An 18,767-nucleotide genomic window follows, 5' to 3' on the forward strand; every position below is an offset into this window, starting at 1 on the left:
CTGATAAAACAAAAATAGAGTCAGCTGGTAGTAACTTTTTAGAAATCAGAGAGGGATAAGCTAAGCCAATTTCAGTAAAATAACGGTAAATTCCGTTTTTTTGAAAAATTTCTACCACTTCTTTCCCATGAAATTTAACTTTCCAGCGAAACTGCTTGGGGCATTTTTTTAGACGAATTTTTTAGATTTTAATACTTTTTATCAAAATCATTCTCGACGACTTCTTACCCTTTTTTTCTGATCAATAAAGGTTGGTTAATCCATCTCTAATTCAAAGACCAATCCTGTTTTCATATTGGCTTCTCCTTTTTTATAGACTTTCCAACCTCCTTATTGCAATATTTAGGTAATCTTTTTCAGCGTCAACGCCAATAAATCGCCGACCCAAACGCTTAGCAACAACACCTGTCGTACCGCTACCCACAAAGGGATCTAAAATACAGTCACCCTCTCTGGTACTCGCTAAAATAATACGCTCTAATAAATACTCGGGTTTTTGTGTCGGATGCTTCCCTGCCCATTTTTCTGCTTTTTTCGTCAGAGCACCTGTCCAAACATCTTTCATCTGCTTTCCACCATTGATTTCCTTCATCAGTTCGTAATTATAATAGTGCCGTGCTTTTTTGTCATCCTTTCTCGCCCATAAAATGGTCTCGGTCGAATGCGTAAAATAACGGCAGGAAAGATTAGGTGCTGGATTAGTCTTTTGCCAAGTGATGTTATTCAAAATCTTGAAACCTTCCTGTTCCAAAGCCATACCAACAGAGTATATATTGTGTAAACTTCCTGAAATCCAAATCGTTCCATTGGGTTTTAAAATCGGCTTGACCAAACGAATCCATCTTCGATTGAAGTCATGTTTTTCTTCTAGACTATTCACTTTATCCCAGTCGCCTTTGTCTACAGAAACCACCTGACCACCTGAATTAGAAATTCCTCCATTACTCAGAAAATATGGTGGATCTGCAAAAATCATATCCATGCTTTCTGCTTTCATTTTCTTAAGAAACTCAAAAGTATCCGCATGAACTAAAATAGACTTATCCTTATGATAGTACGGTTTTGTCATCAATACACCCCCATACTGATATTCGTTAATCGTCATAATTGGTCACAATAATCTCCGAAATTTTTCCACGACTAGAACGCTTCGCACCATTAGTTCTCGTTGCCTCCACATAGTGAAGATTAAAATCTTGATAAAGCTCTTCCACCAAAGGACTAGAGGAATTAGATAACATTGCTTTGACGCCTCTATCCGTCAAAGATTGAAACGTATCGCGTAAACGCACCTGATCCTCATAAGAAAATCCCTCATGCGTGTAGGACGTAAAAGAACTTGTCTCAGATAAGGGGATATACGGTGGATCAAAATACACAAAATCGCCTTCTTTGGCGTCTGCTACCGCAACTTCAAAATCACCTTGTAAAATCTTAATATCATTTTCATTCAAATACTGGCTAATTTTTAAAATCAACTCTTCATCCACAATCTTGGGATTTTTATAGCGTCCATAAGGCACATTAAATTGATTTTTCGCATTAACACGATACAAGCCATTAAAATTCACACGCAACATGTACAAAATGCGTGCTGCACGTTCTACATCTGACATCTTCTCAATGCGCCCATCTCGATCGCTTGAGCGGATATCCAAATAATAGTCTTTTGAATTATGTACCTTATGAAAAGACAGAAGTTCAATCAAGGTTTTAGGGTTTTCCTTTATCTGACAGTAACAATTAATCAACTCCGCATTAAAATCATTTATCACCGCCTGTTTCGGCGCCAAGTCAAAAAATAAGGCACCCCCACCAACAAAAGGCTCAAAATACTGGTTAAATGTGTCTGGCATATAACTCCTCAACTGAGGAAGTAGTTGCCGCTTGCCCCCTGTCCATTTGGTGAAGGGGGAGAGATTATAATTCATCTTTAATTGATTTCTCCTTATTCAATTCTATTTCGATTTGCATAAAGAATACATATTCATTCTTTTCTTCTCAACACATAACTTGCCTTGTTTAACTAACTTTGTAAAAATCGATTTCAATTTATTATCAGATACGTCTCTAAAATTATCTTGATCTTTGATTTTCTCTAAAAGAGCTTTTGTGCTTAACGGTTCTTTTATACACTTCTCACAAATATTATATACCTGCTCTTCTATACTAGGAAGAAGTGGAGGAAATTTGTGTTCAATAAATAAGAGGGAACAACGATAACCAATAATTGAAATATCATCGTAAGCTTGAGATAAACTAATCATGGAAAAAAACGGTAGCAAATTACTTTGTTTCTGAAATCTTTTATCAATAATCCCATAGATAACTTCAATAGTATCTTCGAACGATATATCTATGTCAGAATGATTCTCTTTAATGAATTTACAAAATTGTTCCTCTTTTTTAAATAATTGAGCTGAAACTAATCCTTGATAAAATAAATGACTTAGTGTAGAAGACGAACCTCCTTTTTTAATATGAATAAATTGTTTAGATTTTGTTATCACATCTGCAGCTTCTATCTTGCTTCTTCCATATTCAGCTAGATGGAAATTAGATTTGTCAAAAAGATAGTAATCTGAATTTGAATTGGCAAATTTTTCATTATACGTTCCTTCATCCCAATTTCCTTCACATGGAATTGGATGAATTTTATCATTTACAGGGATAGAATTTACTTTTTGTACAATATACTTATAATAGTTATCTTCTATTTTAAACCAATCTCCATTATTTATAAAAGATTTGCTACCTTCCAAACTAGTTTCAAATAAGATACAATCATAAATATTTGATATTCTTTCTGCCTTATCTTGTTCAGCATTCCAATAATAAAGAGAGGAACTTTTCAACTTACTTAGTACATTATGCTGATTAGTTCTCGAAAATTCAAAAAATTCTTCATACGGAATATAATCTGCAAAGTTGATTTTTTCCTTTGCTTTATTCATTCCATTTATAAAATAACCTTGAATAATGGACACATCTAAAATTTTATTTGGAGCAATCTGTAACGAATCTTCATCATTTTTTATAGCTTCTACTAACTGATTATTCAAAGTATCAATTGTTGTTCTATCTTTAACAATTTGTACATGAACTATCCATTCAAAACCTTTATTTTTATAGCTATTATCTTCAAAGGCACTTATAATTTCATCCAATAATCCCGTTATCATTAAATCAGATGAAGCAGAAATTCTCAAAGAGTCTGTTCCAGATATAGAAGTAAAGTGAGTATCTTCACTTGCTTTTCCTGAAATGGCTTTTAATATCTCTGCACCTGTATTTAATTGAAATTGATTTTGTTCCGTAAAATACAATGCTTGTTTTTGGATGTCGATATAATCTGAAGAAATATTCAAAGGATTCATAGTCTTAATACTGTCTTCTGAAATTAAATTGATAGCTGTTTTTAATCCAAAATTTTTAACAATAGAACTATCATCTAACATACTTCTACCATAGCCATACAATAAACTAAATATTTTACTTTTATATTTAATTATCATCACTGCTTTATTAGAACCCTTTTGATAATCTTTATCATTTATATATGTTTGAGTATAAGTATTCAATTCTTCAATCCATTCTACAGATGATGCTGTTGTTGGAGAAATATATATCCTTCCTTCATCTACTTTATGTTTCTGTATGTCAACCTCAAAATATGTTTGTTTTAAAAAGTCTGATTTTAAACAATCTTCAATCTTCTCTTTATTATGCAACACCAAACTATATGATCTTGTCTTTTTCATGAGTACTCTCCAATTTTAAGCTACTTCCATTATACCATATTCCAGATATAATAGAAAAACACGGCAGTTTGCCGTGTTTTCATCTTATTTCACGAGTTTTCTCATTTCCTTGAGTCTGGCTTTTGTCGCCTCATACTTAGCCTTATAGTCAGCTTCTTTGTCACGTTCTTTTTGGACGATTTCTGGTTTGGCATTAGCTACAAAGCGCTCGTTGGAGAGTTTTTTCTCCACCATTTCGACTTCTTTGGCCCACTTGTCTAGCTCTTTTTCAAGCCTTGAGATTTCTTCATTAATATTCAAAAGATCCGCAAGTGGCAGATAAAGCTCCGCTCCTGTGATGACGCTGGTCATGGCAAGCTCTGGTGCGGTGAGATTTTCAGCGATTTCAAGCACTTCTGGATTAGCAAAGCGTCTGATATAGTTTTCATGCGCTTTGAAAAAGTCCGTCAAATCAGCCGATTTTGTCTTAATGAGAAGGGTAATTGGCTTACTTGGTGCGACATTGACTTCACTTCTTGCATTTCTAACCGCACGGATAACTTCTTTGAGACTTTCTACACCAGCTTTTGCCTTTTCGTCTTCAAAATCAGCCCGCACAACTGGATAGCTAGCATTGACAATTGAAGTATCAGACAATTGTCCAAAGATCTCCTCTGTCACAAATGGCATGATAGGATGCAAGAGGCGCAAGATTTGATCCAGTGTATAAAGAAGGACACTTCTGGTTGCAACTTTTTCAGTCTCATTGTCGCTATAAAGGACTTCCTTGGTCAGCTCCACATACCAGTCTGCAAACTCGTCCCAGATGAAGTTATAAAGGATATGCCCTGCCACACCAAACTCAAACTTCTCAAAGTTTTCCGTGACTTTTCTGATGGTTTCGTTGAGTTCATGCAAAATCCAGCGGTCTGTGATGTTTCCGCCACTTGCTACATCATCCACATGTTTTTTGGCTTCTTCTAAGGTTATGCCCTCACGGTTCATGAGGATATAGCGAGAGATGTTCCAGATTTTATTGATAAAGTTCCAGCTGGCATCCATCTTTTCATAAGAGAAACGCACGTCCTGACCTGGTGCTGAACCATTTGAGAGGAACCATCTGAGGCTATCTGCTCCGTACTGGTCAATCACATCCATTGGGTCAATTCCGTTTCCGAGAGACTTAGACATCTTGCGACCTTGTTCGTCACGGATGAGTCCATGAATGAGGACGTTTTTAAATGGTCTTCTATCTGTGAACTCTAGAGATTGGAAAATCATGCGAGACACCCAGAAAAAGATGATGTCGTATCCTGTGACAAGCGTGGTCGTTGGGAAGTAGCGCTTAAAGTCAGGATCTTCTACATCAGGCCAGCCCATGGTTGAAAACGGCCAAAGGGCTGAGCTAAACCAAGTGTCAAGTACGTCCTCATCTTGTACCCAACCGTCCCCTTCTGGCGCTTCCATGCCCACATAGATTTCACCTGCTTCATTGTACCAAGCAGGGATCTGATGTCCCCACCAGAGCTGACGAGAAATCACCCAGTCATGGACATTTTCCATCCAAGAAAGGAAGGTGTCGTTAAAGCGAGCTGGGTAAAAGTCCACCTTATCATCGGTTTCTTGGTTTTGAATAGCGTGTTTGGCTAGCTCATCCATCTTGACAAACCACTGCGTAGAGAGTCTTGGCTCAACCACCGCACCGCTACGCTCGGAGTGACCAACAGAATGCACCCGTTTTTCAATCTCAACAAGGGCACCGATTTCTTCCAATTTGGTCACAACAGCCTTGCGGGCTTCAAAGCGATCCATGCCGACAAATTCACCTGCGAGTTCGTTCATGGTTCCGTCATCGTTCATGACATTAACTTGTGGCAGATTGTGGCGTTGACCTACCAAGAAGTCATTTGGGTCATGGGCAGGCGTGATTTTCACCACACCTGTTCCAAATTCTGGGTCAGCATGCTCATCTGCCACGATTGGAATCGGTTTGTTTAGAATTGGCAAGATTACATTTTTACCAATCAAATCCTTGTAGCGTGGATCTTCTGGATTGACCGCAACCGCCACATCCCCAAACATGGTTTCTGGACGAGTCGTTGCCACTTGTAGGACACCAGAACCATCTTCAAGGGCATAATTCATGTGATAGAAAGCCCCTTCTACATCCTTGTGGATGACCTCAATATCAGAAAGAGCCGTACGAGCTGCTGGATCCCAGTTGATGATAAACTCCCCGCGGTAAATCCAACCTTTTTTGTAAAGATCCACAAAGACCTTGCGCACGGCTTTTGAAAGTCCCTCATCTAGCGTGAAACGCTCACGCGCATAGTCAAGAGAAAGACCTAGCTTGCCCCACTGCTCTTTGATGGTTGCTGCGTATTCGTCTTTCCACTCCCAGACCTTTTCAAGGAATTTCTCACGACCAAGGTCATACCTCGTGATTCCTTCACCACGCAAGCGCTCCTCAACCTTGGCCTGGGTTGCGATCCCTGCATGGTCCATCCCAGGTAGCCAAAGGACATCATAACCTTGCATGCGCTTTTGGCGAATGATAATGTCTTGTAGCGTGGTATCCCAAGCGTGACCTAGGTGGAGTTTTCCGGTCACATTTGGCGGTGGAATCACGATAGAGTAAGGCTTAGCTTCTGCATCACCTGACGGTTTAAAAGCGTCAGCTGCTAGCCATTTGTTGTAACGTCCGCTTTCTACTTGAGCGGGATTGTATTTTGGTGAAAGTTGGTTTGTCATGTAGTTTCTCCTTCTATTGGTTTAAGTAATCCTGCAAGCTCTGCCAAGTAAGGCTATTTGGATCAATCATTTTATCCTTGTCAAGACCAAAGGTTGCATCAAGGTCTGTTCCTGGAATCTGCACGGCTTGTTCAGAGAGCTTCTGGGCCCCATCTGAGGTGATTTGAAGTAGACGGCTCGTTCCCTCTCCAGTACCAGATGACCAGTCGCTCGCAAGCACTTGCCCACCTTGGTAGCAACTAAAGCTCGCTCGTCCCCCACCAACTGGGGCAACAAGAGATTGGGCTAGGAGGGCTGGAGTTTCTCCGTCCAGATAATAAAGGGCAAAGGGATAGGTGTTTGTCCTATCTTGATTTTTAGTCGCAAGGAGGAGCTCGTTCTTCCCATCTCCATTTAGGTCGGTAAAGCTATAAAAGATCTCAGTGTTGGGTCTAAAGAGCATTTCCTTGATGGTTGGATCAAGGGCTTGATGGAGGGCATCTCCCCCTTGACTAGGAGCAGTTTGCAAGATTGAGCGATCGCCTGTATTGACCGCTTGAAGGAGGGTGCGGTACTCCTCAAAGACACTGGCATAGCGCTCAACATCCGATTTTTCCACCTTGCTGGACGAAGTAGAAGTCTCACTAGAAGATGCAGCACTCGATGGGGAAGTCGTCGTAGAAGTCGCCGTTTTTGTGCTCGTTTGGTCTGTATTCTTAGCTGCTTGATTGGTTTTTCCTTGCTGGCAAGCTCCTAACAAGGCTGCTGTAAGCAGCAAAAATCCTATTTTTTTCTTCATTTTTATCTTTATCCTTTCTAAGTAAGGAGCTGTTTAACTAGGCTCATCACATACTCCAAATGCTGACTATCCGCAGCTATAATTTCATAATCCCCATTGCCTAAATGACCAATGTTAACAACATTCCGAGCCAGACCTAGGCTATCAGTCAAGTCACTCCACTTAGCATTCAACCAAAGTTTCAGTTGTTTCTTTTGGATTTCAATATCCACAAGGTTTTTACCCTCTTTTTTAAAAGCCAAGTAGTGTTTCTTGGGAATCATCTCAATATCATAAGAAAGATTTAAAATGGCTTGTTTAACGTCATCATAAAGTTCACGAATGGTTTCGGATTTGTCTTGTAAATGCTCTTCTTCGGTGTACGATCTAATTTCTCGGACGATTTCTTTTAACGAAGACCTTGACTGACTCAGTTCTTTTTGTTTCATACTTGGCGCACCGGCTGATTTTTCAAACTTATCAACCATCACCAAGTCATTTTCATAACGCTTCACTTGCCATAATTCAATATTCAAATCCTTAAAATCTATGGCTTGTTTTTGCAGGACGGCGAGACAAAGATAACCTTACTTTGAGACCAATCCACCTGATTTCGCTTGAGATGAACATTAAAACGCTCATTATATTCCAAGACAAAATCCGCCTTATGGTTTAAAAGCGTATTGAGATAAGAAACCCCTTGATCAAAAACACTGTGATGGCGAGACCGCTTGTACTCAATCACCACAAAGGACTGATTTTCAGGGTCAAAAGCCAGAGTGTCAAAACGTTGATTTTCAATAGAAAATTCGGATCTGACAAAGACAAAGCCTGTCAAGACCTCCAAATTTTTCTCAAATAGTCTTTGTAAATCTTTTTCATTTATCTATTCCTCCTTCATAGGCTAATCTCTAAAGCAATGTTCTCATAACATGCTATTATTCGCTCAACAGGCTGTGATAAGATTTATCTATTCTTTCTACCTCCTCCAAAATCCTTTCTGCCGCTTCTTGAGCAGAAAGATGCGTATTGTCAATTTTGAAATAGTGGTGGAGTTCATCCGGTTGTCTTTGGCTAGTCAAACACATAGTGTCGTGACTGGTTAGCAAGTCCTTATCAGACCAATCCAGATTCCGTTTGATGGGCTTGTGCTTGAGGCGGTTTTCAGTGCGATTACGGCGCAAACGCTCTTTCAAATCACAGCCTAACTCCACAAAAAGAACCTGTTGGCCCTCATTTTCAAAAATGAATTGGATATCCTGCAAATAAGCCAATTCATTGGCATCTGAAAAGTCAATGACCACAGTAAAAATCATGGGTGTCTTTGTTTTTGCAAAGGTCTTGAAAAATGCCATCCGAATCTTGTCAATCAACTCCCTACTTTCCACTGACATGGGGAGAAATTTTCCAACGAAGTCAATGGTTTCATGGTTATGAAAAAGGGGCAAATCGGTCAATTTTTCAAGTTCTTGTCCAACAGTCATTTTACCCGATGCTTGTGCGCCAATCAAAACAATGCTCATCATCGCTTATCCTCCTTTGTCAATCCATAAACCAAATTCTGACAAGGCTTGTCATGAATATCTGTGGTTGGCTGAGTTTTTTCTAAGCGAAAGCCTAGTTTTTCCGCCACACGTCTGCTTTGTTTATTGCTATCAAAACAAATGAGAAGAATTTTATCTAAACCTAGACTCTCAAATCCCACTTTTAGCATGGCTCGCGCTGCTTCTGGAACTAAGCCCTGTCCCCAATAGTCTGAGTGGAGCAGATAGCCCATTTCTAAAACCCCATCGCCATGACGATGATTAAAATCCAACGATCCGATAACCCGACCTGTTTCTTTCAAAACCAAGACATAGCCATCTGGCAAATCTTGCTTACGGAGATTTTCAGGGTAAATTCTCTCCATATAAATTCGCTCAGCTTCCAAGCTAAGAACCGCAGGAAAACCAGCGGGATTAGCCACCTCAGGCAGACTGGCATAGGCAAAAATATCTCTGGCATCACTCATCTGCCGGTTGCGTAAGATTAAGCGGTCAGTTTCTATTGTCGGTAATGCGCTCAGTCCTTTCATCCCATCCTCCTTGAACAAAAAAGCCCCTAGCCAATCAGCTAGGGACGAAAATGCTTCCGCGGTACCACCCAGATTCGGGCAGAGCCCGCTCTTTTTTATCCAATTATACCCTTTAGCAACCCGTTTTGTGCCATCTGTGGATTTCTCAGCGCCGCCACTTTCTGTGAGATGGTGTTTTCAAAACTCCTCTAAATTGACTATATTCTAACAGATTTTTGAGTAAATAGCAAGTCAAAGTTAAAACTTCTTGGTGTCTTTTCTTTAAAAAACAAAGATAGCGTCTGATACTCAATAAGTGCGTTTGCCAAATAGGTCTTCTGGAAAGTCATGAAAATCTTTTCCAGCATGCAGGTTGGCAAATTTTCCCAGTAAAAATTGATAAGCATCAAGCTTGCTCTCATAGCGAATAAAGGCATCTTTTGCTCTTTCATCACCTTCATCTGCGATTTTTTGGCTTTCTTGCATAGCCATCTGGTTAATCATGACTTGGCTTTCTAGCCAGCTTTCTAGTTCGTTCAAAAATGCTTCTTCTTTGGTCATGGTATCTCCTTTTCTGACCCTTATTCTATCATTTTTCAACTGGTTTTGCTAGCGTTAGTCTCTTTTAGTCGCTTAGAGCATCGCTTTTCTTTTTGACTGAGGTCAAGAAAAGGCTACCTGTCAATGCAAGACCGATAAGAGCTAGTTTATTACCTTCTTGTGAGGAGGTTTCAGGAAGGCTCTTTTGTTGTTCTTCACGCACCACCATAAGTTCTGGTTTTTGCTGGTTGACTTGCTCTTGTTCACTTGTTTTAGCGACTACTTTTTGTTGTTCTAAGTCTTGATAGTGCGTTGTTGGCATCCTTAGGCTTTCAAGATCAAAACTTGGTTTTTCAACCATTAATGGATCTTTGTCAACTTCTTTGTGAAGGCTTTCTAAATCAAAACTTGGTTTTTCAATGACTGGTGGGTTAGTATCCACTTCTTTAATCAAATCAAAAGTTGGTTTTTCAACCACCAATGGATCTTTGTCAACTTCTTTGTGAAGGCTTCCTAAGTCAAAACTTGGTTTTTCAACAACAGGCGCATCGCTATCCTCACCTAGTAAGCTGTATGTCTCAAGGTTCGCTCCAGTAACAGGAAGAAGCTGACCTTCTAGAGTGCGACTGTCTTCAACGATAGGGATATTGGCTTCAATACTACCTGTCTTGAATTGCACTTGGTATTCGTCTGGAATATAGATATTATTGGTATCATAAGTCGATAGTGCAAGTACCAAGCGATGACCTTTTTTCACATGATAGACAGTTGGTTGAAGATAGAGTGTATAATCGTGGAAGTCACCTGCCTTAGGTGTGATAGGATTAATGGCGGTACTTGACGCATAAGCTGCCTCTGGTGTGGTTAAGTTCATCCAGCCGTTTGCGATCACCTTGCTGGTCGTCTTGACAGTGCCGTACTGCCTGATGTCCTTATCTGCTAAGTTACTACCTTGGTAAAAACCACCCTTATCCTTGACCACTTTATCCTGCCAAACATAGCGGTAACCGTAGCTTTCGTAGTCCACATTTTCCCCTGCTACATCAAAAGGCTCGTCTGCCACATCTAAGAGGACAGCATTGAGTGGAAGGTTCTTACCCTCACCGCTCTTGAGGGCGGCTTTGAAATGCACTGGGGTAGAGCCTTTAATGGTCAAATCTTCTGGAACATCAATCTGATAGGACAAATTAGCAACGCTACTAGCCTTACTCATAGCGTCTTCACGATAGCGCCAATCAATTCCTGCCTTATCCACATAGCTGCTGGTAATGGTGGTGACTTGGTCTTTTGGATCAGCGGTTTTTAGGGTCAGGTGGTGATCGCTTTCCCACCGATCAAAGGTGGACCACTCATTGGGGTCGTAGTTGTTTTGCGCCACGACATTTGGCAAGTCTTCAACACTATTATCAACCCCATCCAAATAGTGACTAAACCAACGGTTCAGCAAATCAAAGAAAACTTGAGGATGACCAGCCTTTTCAGAAGGCGACAAAAGATCGGTCGGCTCGATATGATTTCCTTGATGGAGATAGACTTTGACAGGCTGACCTGCACGTTTAAAGGTGTCATACATCAACTCAAAGTTCTTTGGTCTCACAACAGGATCATTGGTTCCTTGCACAATCAAGGCTGGAATCTTAATCTTATCCGCATTTAAGGTATAGTCTCGGTTTTCCCACAACGGATTATAATAAAAATCATGAGCGTGCTGATCTTTGTTCAGTTCACTGATATAGTTGGTATATTTCTCTTTGATACTGTCCCAATCTTTTTGATCCAAAATCCGACCAGACACATAAGTCGATAACCAAGAAATATCACTGCTTGGGGAGACTTGATAAGGGCTACCTTGGCTATTAAAATACTCATACCAGCTGGCAATTCCTGCCTGAGGTACAATGGTTTTTAAACCATCAACCCCTGTTCCTGCTAGGGCAAATTGGGTGGTGCCGCCCCACGATAGACCGGTCATACCGACCTTACCATTAGACCAATCACTGGCTTTGATTTCGATATTGTGCTCTTTATCAGTATAAGCCTTGCGCTTGCCCTCTAGCCACTCGATAATGGACTTAAAGGCTGCTACTTCGACATCTGAACCTGTCGTGTTAAAACCTTCTGAATCGTAGGAACCAAGACCTGCACTAGAAACTACTGCATAGCCTCTTACCAAGAAATAATTATACCAGTTCAAGTCCTCAAAATCCCATTTATTATCTTCATAAGGATTTTGGTAATGCCAAGTGGAACGATCTAGCGCTTCTGAGGCTTCTTTGGTTGAGATTTCTCCCTGTGAAATCCGAGGATCCGCTGTTTGATGCAAATCCCACTTGGTTGGGTTTTCTTTTTCAGTCAGTCCTAAATCAGACAAGCGACTTGCACCAGTTGTTCCTGTGATATAAGGGAGGGCTTCAAAAATGGTTGATGCCTTGTAATCTCCCTCTACGGCTGCTCTTGGCACTTGGATGAGGGCCTTTACCAAATCACGCTTGCCGTCACCATCGGTGTCATAATCGGTTTCCACATAGACCACTTGACGCACAATCTGGCTCGTTTTAGGATTGTAATGCTTTTTGTCCCCTGGGGTGAAAGGAAAAATAGGTTGAGCTTTGCCATTGATAAAGAGGGGGGCTTTTTTCTCACTGCGGTAGGCTGCGTGTAAGGTTTGAGCGACCTTATCCATATCTTGATAGGTCTTTTCATCAACTAGATTTTGGCTATCATCTGAATTGAGTAACCCTAGACTTTCTGCAAAATAATGAATGTCTTTTTCTTGTTTTCCTAATTGATGAGGATCCGTAGCTGCCCAGCGCAATAGTTGACTCGCCACTTCTTCTTTGGTCTGTCCAGCTTGGAAATCGGGATGCTCCTCAAGTAAGCCCGTCGCAGCCTTTGGGCTGGTGCTTTCTTGGGGCGTGTCTGGTTTTTGGGCTTGGTCTTGCACTGGAAGAGGTGTTTCAGGGGTGTCATTTGTGGTCGTAACAGCTGGTTCTGCTTGAACAAGAGAAGACGTCGTTTCTGAGGTGGTGCTTGATTCTTGATCCGCTAGCGCCTGTTGAAAAGCAATAGATGCTAACACAGCACTAGATGCCAAAGACCAACGCCAAAGGGATGATTTTTTCATAACAGTTACACTCTCTTTCATTTTTACTTAAAAAGAAAGGCGTAGCAACTAGCTACGTCTTTCTAGCTGTTTTTACTTAAACAGTCTCTTTCTTTTTCTTCATCAAAGCTCCTGCCAAAGCAAGGCTCACAAGACCTAGGCTGCTTGCAAGGAGACTTGATTTTGCACCTGTTTCTGGAAGGGCATTATCTGTTTTATCCATAGCCTTCTTCTCCGTTGTCATAAGAGAGTAAGTAGCTGCTTTATCTTGATGAGCAACTTGTTTCACCATAGCCTTCATGTCTTTTTCTGGAGTGACAATTGGTGTGACCATGTGATGAATAGATTTGCCATTTTCATTTTGGACAATCTTATCCAAGTCTTTCAAATCAAATTTCTTTTGTTCAAAGCTTGTTGGTGCGCTATCAGCCTTTTTCAAATGAAGGGCTGGTAATTCTGGGAGGGTAGAAACATCTTCCAAGTAAGCAAGAGCGGCACGGTCGCCTTTAATGGCTGCTTCCATCTTGCTTTCGACCAGTTTCATTTCTTTAAAGACGACATCCGTCAAGGCAAAGAAGTCTTGAGTGACTGCGCCACTTGCTTGCTCAGCAGTTAGACCAGCTGTTTCGTAGAAATCATTTTGCATCTTTTGACGTTTGATTTCTGCACGCTCTAAGGCTTTCCAACGATTTTGAATGGTCTTGCCAAAGAGGGAGGCATTGCTAGATGCTAACTCGTCAATGTGTTGCGCTGTCCAGTACCATGAGTTGGTATCATAGCTTTGAGATTGTGGATGGAAGTAATCTGGTGTTTTAGTGATATTACCGTAGTAAGAAATGTACGGAGTATTTCTAGATTGACCAAGTCCCATCCAAGCAACACCACCAAATCCAACTGGAAGTTTTAGTCCTGTTTGGTAAACATGTGGATCGATAACGTTTCTGTTACCAAGGGCATATTTGTAAACAGGGTCATCCCATTTCTTGTGATAACCAGCTGGGACTTCATCGTCTGGTTTAAATTGTGGCAAGTGTTCAAAGCGGTTACGTTGAAGGGCAAAGGCATCTTGAACAGTGTATTTGTGATCCTTGTGCGTTGGTGTGCGAAGCAAATCATAGAATTGGTCTTCATAGTGCACATCTGCGTCTGGATCTAGCCATTTGATGCCTGCAAAGGCACGAGATTGGTCACCAGGAGAGTATTTATTTGGGCCATAAGAACGTGCGATAAGGAAGTTGCCGTCCTTGTCATAGGTCGCTGTCCCTGCTTTTTTAGCAACTGCAATGACATCTTTTGAAGCAATGACATTTTCTTTATCGTTAAAGTCAACGCTACCTAGGAACCAAGTATTTGGAAAGACAGAGAATTTATCCGCTGGATACTTAATGGCTACATATTGATGACGAGAAAGGATTTCCATGTACCAAAGTTCATTTGGATCAGCGATTAAGACGATATTACCATCATAAGCACCTCTATCATCCAAGACCTTAGCCATGAGCTCAACCCCTTCACGCGCTGTTTTCACCCGTGGTAAGATAAGGTCAGTCATACCAGACTCACCAAGAGCCCCTAGTCTGTGATAGGTAGATTCTGCAAGAGCATCTGCTTCTTCTTCTGTTTTTCCTTCAGCCAAGGCCTTTTCTTTGATTTTCGCTTTTTCTTGCTCTTCTAGGACTTGGGCAAATGGGTCAACTTTTTCGATTTCTTTATGATTACCTTTTTGGTAAGCAAGAGGACTAGCCGTTACAGTAGCGGTCATAGATACTCCAGCTTCGTTAAAGCCATGCTCACCATAGTCACCGTTGAGGTTTTCACCGTCATCACGACTACCATCTGATACAGTGGTGTATTTCATTTCTGTGGCTTCGTGAGGATAGTTAAAGCCAGTGTCGCCTTCATGAAGCACGTCACCATCTTGGTAGGTCGTTGCTTCATGCACGATGAAGTTTTTATTGTGGGCTGCATTGCCGTCTTGGAACGGATAGTCTTCGGTACGACCAAACATGAAGGTGCCGTCCTCTGTCAAATCCTTACCAATGATAAAACCAGTACATGCTTCTGCTGGTTTTGCTGCCAAAACCATGGTTGAAAAGAGTGCTGCGGCAAAAATGGTTTTAATATGTTTTGATTTCATCTGTTATCTCCTCCTTTGTCAATGAAAATCAAACAAGATGGTTTTCCTAACCTTGTATTCGCTTACATTATACTCCTTTTCTTCTGACAAAAGTGTTAAATCCTTCACCTTTTGAGGAAAAAATTTGGCGCATGAAACCAAAGCGAACTCGTCTCCTCATCAAAAGAAGATAGGGCTTCTTCGTCATCTTCAAACTCTTCTTCGTCCTCGTTTTCATCTCCCTTTGGATCAGGCGCTTCGTCCTCGTCGTCAGCTGATGCCTTTTCAAAAGAAGGAGTGTCCTCTTGTAAAGAAGCATCTCGGCTATTATCCTTGTCCTTAGCTTGGTCTTGTTCCTCTTCTTCTCTTAATAAGGTTTCTAGGGTTTGGATGAATTGGTTGAGTTCTTCTAGGAGTTGCTGATGGTTTTTTTGGGACGCTTTAATTTCTTGGTAGAAGTGATGAATGTTGTCCAACTGCGCTTGTCTTACAGTTGCCTCTTCTAGATAATTGGCGAGTTCTGTGACCTTGACCAAGACATCCAGTAATTCTTGCTGTTCTTTTTGTTCCTGCGTGCCTTCTTTTTTCGTTTGCGGTTGGCTGTCAAATTGAGGCACGGAGCTGTCTTTATCAATCACACCGATAAAATCGGCGATCAAGTGGGCATAGGTGTCCGTGGTACCTGTTTGCTCAAGCAGACTTTCTGCACTCAAGTCTTGTTTTTCACCTTTTGCGAGGTAGGCTTTTGCCTGCTCTTTGAGCTCGTAAAACGCTCTATAATGCAAAGGCAAAGAAACAGGGAGACGCTCAGCTTGATCTTGATAAATCAAAATGCTGGCTTCAGCCATTTTTTGGCGCACATCAGCTGGTACTCTCGCGTCATGTAAGGTTTCAAAAAAGAATTTCAAATACTCAACCGCTGTAATCCCTGGACGTTTCTTGAAATCATCCAGACTTGAAAGCAAGCCGGCAACATGAGCCAAGGTCTTTTCATCCTTGTCTTGAACAGCCTTTTGCAAGTGCGCTAAGACCTCTTTTTCCTCGTCTTTATTAAGTGTACTAAGAGAAAGCTGGTGAACCAACTCCGTGTAACGCTTTGTCAGTAGGTTGTTTTCTCCTTTTGTCTCAAAGGAAAATTCTTGCGCGATATACTGCTCTTTAAATGACTTCAAATCTGCCAGATAGCCCGCTGTGGAATTGCTTGGTAATTGCTCTAAATCATCCAAAAAGCGTCCCAGACTAAGGAGCAGTTTATCGAGATAAATCGGATTTTTGCTATAACGATTTTTACTTTCAGCAATGAGTTTGGCCACTTCTTGCACGACAGGTTCTTTTTGGAAGGCACCAGCCTGATAGGTGAGCGTCACATCCGGCAAAAAACGCTGCACAAATGCCTTGGCATCTGGCGTTTGAATCAGGATATAATGGTTATGATCCACATGTGGAATGACAAAGGTATTGCCTTGAACCTTTAGGCGATAAGGCGAAAGCCCAGCACGGTAAGAGGTAGTGAGCCATTCGTTGAGGAAATTTAATTCAGGCACATCTGTTTCTAAAGGAATGCGGACATGGTCCTTTAAGACAGCATAAGGGTGAATATGGGTCGGGTCGTAGGCTTGATCGGGATTGTTAAAGACGAAATAGTCCTTGGAGATTTTTATGGCCTCAAGAGGAATATGATAGGTATCAGCGATATAGGTCATCTTTTCCTTATCTGTGGCATCTCTTGAAAAACTCTCGATTGGAAAGATGCTTTCAATCGGAATGGTCGTAGGCTGTGCTTTTTGGGGACTAGGATCGCTGGCTTTCATGGCTAAGACAGCATCTGCCGCTTGGATTTGTTCTGGCGTCAAGTCCTTGAAATAAAAGAAATGCGTGTGATAGCCCAAGGTGCCTGGAAATCCGTGTCCGACCAAGTAGCCTTCATCTAGTTTTGCGACCACATTTTGTGCGCTAAAAGTAAAGGCGTCTAAGGGCATCACAGGCGGTGGACCTAGAGGATGATTGACGATTGGCTTGTCTGGGGTCAAAGAGCCCGTTGCCACCACAGACGTGGTCACACTCATAGCAGACGAGGCGCTAAGGCTAGTGGCTTGATCCATTTCTTGATGTTTCCCTTGTTCAGAAGTCATAGCAAGAGAAGAATTGACACTCCTTTCCGAAAGGCTAGAAACAGACGAGGTAGCTGGCAGCACCACCTCAGAACCCAAGGCAAGACCTTCTGACAATGTGGACGAAGCGGTGGAATGGGAGGGCTCTAAAATAGAATCTGCGACTGAAGCTGCAAGAGAAGACGGAGTTGCCAATACAGCAGATGAGGTATCCGGGGTTACTACCTCTGAACTCTCCACAAGACCTTCTGACAAGATAGACGAAGCGGTGGAATGAGATAACTCTAAAACTGAATCTGCGACTGAATCAGCAAGAGAAGGCGGAGTCTCCACTAAAACAGACGAGGTATCCGCTACCGCCACCTCTGAACTCTCCACAAGACCTTCTGACATGACAGACGAAGCGGTGGAATGAGATAACTCTAAAACTGAATCTGCGACTGAATCAGCAAGAGAAGGCGGAGTCTCCACTAAAACAGACGAGGTATCCGCTACCGCCACCTCTGAACTCTCCACAAGACCTTCTGACATGACGGACGAGGCGGTGGAATGAGAGGACTCTAAAACTGAACCTGCGACTGAATCAGCAAGAGAAGGCGGAGTCTCCACTAAAACAGACGAGGTATCCGCTACCGCCACCTCTGAACTCTCCACAAGACCTTCTGACATGACGGACGAGGCGGTGGAATGAGAGGACTCTAAAATAGAACCTACGACTGAATCAGCAAGAGAAGGCGGAGTTGCCAATACAGCAGATGAGGTATCTGGGGTTGCCACCTCTGAACTCTCCACAAGACCTTCTGACAAGACAGACGAAGCGGTGGAATGAGAGGACTCTAAAATAGAACCTACGCTTGACTCTGACGTGCGTGATGGATTGAGAGTAGGAATGACTGGTGCTATCCTTTCTGACGTCTGGTCATTTTCCCTTTTTTCTCTTTGGTCTGCCGTCAGATGTTTGTCTGATGCCTTTTCTAAATTAGCCGTTTTTTCTTCTTCCAATGCCTGCCACTCTGACGGCATAAGGTAGCCAACATAGTGAAATCCTTGAATAGAAAGAGGATTTGGAAGATCATCTCCTGCTTTTAAGAAAAAGGTTTGATCATAGGCTTTAAGCAGATGGCTTTCTAGCGCCTGACTGGGATCCAAATGCCATACAAGTCCTGATGTTGTGACAACAAAAAGCGACACCATCTGAAATGTTTGACGTTTTTTAGACCAAATCACCCCAGCCACTAGAAAAAGCAATCCCGCTCCTGCCATAAGATCACTCAGACCAGTCATTCCCGTCACAGGAAGGGCGTGGGCTTTTTCTGGTCGGTAAACCAGATAGTAGGACGTCTCCTTTTCAAAAGCCTTAGGAAGATCTGGGTGAATCCATTGTTTTTCTTCCTTAGTCAGCTCGTCCTCAGACACATAATGGTAGTCAAGGGGCAGCCCTCCTTCTGACAATGTCTCAGCTGCTACGGGGGACAGCCAGCCGATTCCCATCAAAACAGATAGTAAGCCGACTGAGTATTTTCTAAGCGACCATTTTGGTCTTTCTTTGTAAAATCCTTTCATCGTGTCTTTTTACCTCCTAACAGAGTAAAAAAG

General features: G+C 41.8%; 13 protein-coding genes. All 13 read right to left on the reverse strand.

The window, feature by feature from the left end:
• Window positions 1-310: 310 nt before the first annotated feature.
• The 13 genes from ACZ49W_RS05480 to ACZ49W_RS05540 all read right to left on the reverse strand — a co-directional run bounded on the left by ACZ49W_RS05480 (window position 311) and on the right by ACZ49W_RS05540 (window position 18,734).
• Entirely contained in the window at window positions 311-1,105 is a 795-nt protein-coding gene (locus tag ACZ49W_RS05480) for a DNA-methyltransferase (RefSeq protein WP_464814319.1), read from the reverse strand.
• Window positions 1,095-1,931 (reverse strand): DNA adenine methylase, encoded by an 837-nt coding sequence (locus tag ACZ49W_RS05485; RefSeq protein ID WP_464814320.1) that lies wholly within the window; start codon window positions 1,929-1,931, stop codon window positions 1,095-1,097. Before ACZ49W_RS05485 ends, ACZ49W_RS05480 begins: the two co-directional genes overlap by 11 nt.
• 27 nt (window positions 1,932-1,958) lie before the next feature.
• Window positions 1,959-3,761, reverse strand: a complete 1,803-nt coding sequence (locus ACZ49W_RS05490) for a DUF6119 family protein (RefSeq protein WP_464814321.1) — start codon at window positions 3,759-3,761, stop codon at window positions 1,959-1,961.
• An 84-nt stretch (window positions 3,762-3,845) separates the two neighbouring features.
• Window positions 3,846-6,491 carry a valine--tRNA ligase gene (locus tag ACZ49W_RS05495; RefSeq protein ID WP_464814322.1) on the reverse strand — a complete coding sequence of 882 codons (2,646 nt, stop codon included), beginning with the start codon at window positions 6,489-6,491 and terminating at the stop codon, window positions 3,846-3,848.
• A 13-nt stretch (window positions 6,492-6,504) separates the two neighbouring features.
• Window positions 6,505-7,269: a hypothetical protein gene (locus tag ACZ49W_RS05500; protein WP_464814323.1), complete on the reverse strand. Its 765-nt coding sequence runs from the start codon at window positions 7,267-7,269 to the stop codon at window positions 6,505-6,507.
• A gap of 17 nt (window positions 7,270-7,286) precedes the next feature.
• Window positions 7,287-7,784 (reverse strand): DUF5655 domain-containing protein, encoded by a 498-nt coding sequence (locus ACZ49W_RS05505; RefSeq protein WP_464814324.1) that lies wholly within the window; start codon window positions 7,782-7,784, stop codon window positions 7,287-7,289.
• An 11-nt stretch (window positions 7,785-7,795) separates the two neighbouring features.
• Window positions 7,796-8,086, reverse strand: coding sequence for a hypothetical protein (locus tag ACZ49W_RS05510; protein ID WP_464814325.1), 291 nt, complete (start codon window positions 8,084-8,086; stop codon window positions 7,796-7,798).
• Between the two features lie 100 nt (window positions 8,087-8,186).
• On the reverse strand, window positions 8,187-8,771 hold the full coding sequence (locus tag ACZ49W_RS05515) for a P-loop NTPase family protein (RefSeq protein ID WP_464814964.1): 585 nt from the start codon (window positions 8,769-8,771) through the stop codon (window positions 8,187-8,189).
• Window positions 8,771-9,322 (reverse strand): GNAT family N-acetyltransferase, encoded by a 552-nt coding sequence (locus tag ACZ49W_RS05520; protein ID WP_464814326.1) that lies wholly within the window; start codon window positions 9,320-9,322, stop codon window positions 8,771-8,773. Before ACZ49W_RS05520 ends, ACZ49W_RS05515 begins: the two co-directional genes overlap by 1 nt.
• Window positions 9,323-9,610: 288 nt before the next feature.
• Window positions 9,611-9,862 carry a DUF1912 family protein gene (locus ACZ49W_RS05525; protein WP_464814327.1) on the reverse strand — a complete coding sequence of 84 codons (252 nt, stop codon included), beginning with the start codon at window positions 9,860-9,862 and terminating at the stop codon, window positions 9,611-9,613.
• Between the two features lie 64 nt (window positions 9,863-9,926).
• A complete protein-coding gene (locus ACZ49W_RS05530; protein WP_464814328.1) occupies window positions 9,927-12,965 on the reverse strand; it encodes a CocE/NonD family hydrolase in 3,039 nt (1,012 codons plus the stop codon).
• A 76-nt stretch (window positions 12,966-13,041) separates the two neighbouring features.
• Window positions 13,042-15,081, reverse strand: a complete 2,040-nt coding sequence (locus ACZ49W_RS05535; RefSeq protein ID WP_464814329.1) for a dipeptidase — start codon at window positions 15,079-15,081, stop codon at window positions 13,042-13,044.
• Between the two features lie 104 nt (window positions 15,082-15,185).
• Entirely contained in the window at window positions 15,186-18,734 is a 3,549-nt protein-coding gene (locus ACZ49W_RS05540) for a pneumococcal-type histidine triad protein (RefSeq protein ID WP_464814330.1), read from the reverse strand.
• Between the last annotated feature and the right edge of the window lie 33 nt (window positions 18,735-18,767).

This window comes from Streptococcus sp. STR1/CE/0325, from assembly GCF_055386095.1.

Bases quoted from the DNA above. Each gene is read 5' to 3' on its own strand.
- ACZ49W_RS05525 (WP_464814327.1), bottom strand. From the start codon at position 9,862: ATGACCAAAGAAGAAGCATTTTTGAACGAACTAGAAAGCTGGCTAGAA.
- ACZ49W_RS05485 (WP_464814320.1), bottom strand. From the start codon at position 1,931: ATGAATTATAATCTCTCCCCCTTCACCAAATGGACAGGGGGCAAGCGG.
- ACZ49W_RS05495 (WP_464814322.1), bottom strand. From the start codon at position 6,491: ATGACAAACCAACTTTCACCAAAATACAATCCCGCTCAAGTAGAAAGC.
- ACZ49W_RS05490 (WP_464814321.1), bottom strand. From the start codon at position 3,761: ATGAAAAAGACAAGATCATATAGTTTGGTGTTGCATAATAAAGAGAAG.
- ACZ49W_RS05530 (WP_464814328.1), bottom strand. From the start codon at position 12,965: ATGAAAAAATCATCCCTTTGGCGTTGGTCTTTGGCATCTAGTGCTGTG.
- ACZ49W_RS05500 (WP_464814323.1), bottom strand. From the start codon at position 7,269: ATGAAGAAAAAAATAGGATTTTTGCTGCTTACAGCAGCCTTGTTAGGA.
- ACZ49W_RS05480 (WP_464814319.1), bottom strand. From the start codon at position 1,105: ATGACGATTAACGAATATCAGTATGGGGGTGTATTGATGACAAAACCG.
- ACZ49W_RS05520 (WP_464814326.1), bottom strand. From the start codon at position 9,322: ATGAAAGGACTGAGCGCATTACCGACAATAGAAACTGACCGCTTAATC.
- ACZ49W_RS05535 (WP_464814329.1), bottom strand. From the start codon at position 15,081: ATGAAATCAAAACATATTAAAACCATTTTTGCCGCAGCACTCTTTTCA.
- ACZ49W_RS05515 (WP_464814964.1), bottom strand. From the start codon at position 8,771: ATGAGCATTGTTTTGATTGGCGCACAAGCATCGGGTAAAATGACTGTT.
- ACZ49W_RS05540 (WP_464814330.1), bottom strand. From the start codon at position 18,734: ATGAAAGGATTTTACAAAGAAAGACCAAAATGGTCGCTTAGAAAATAC.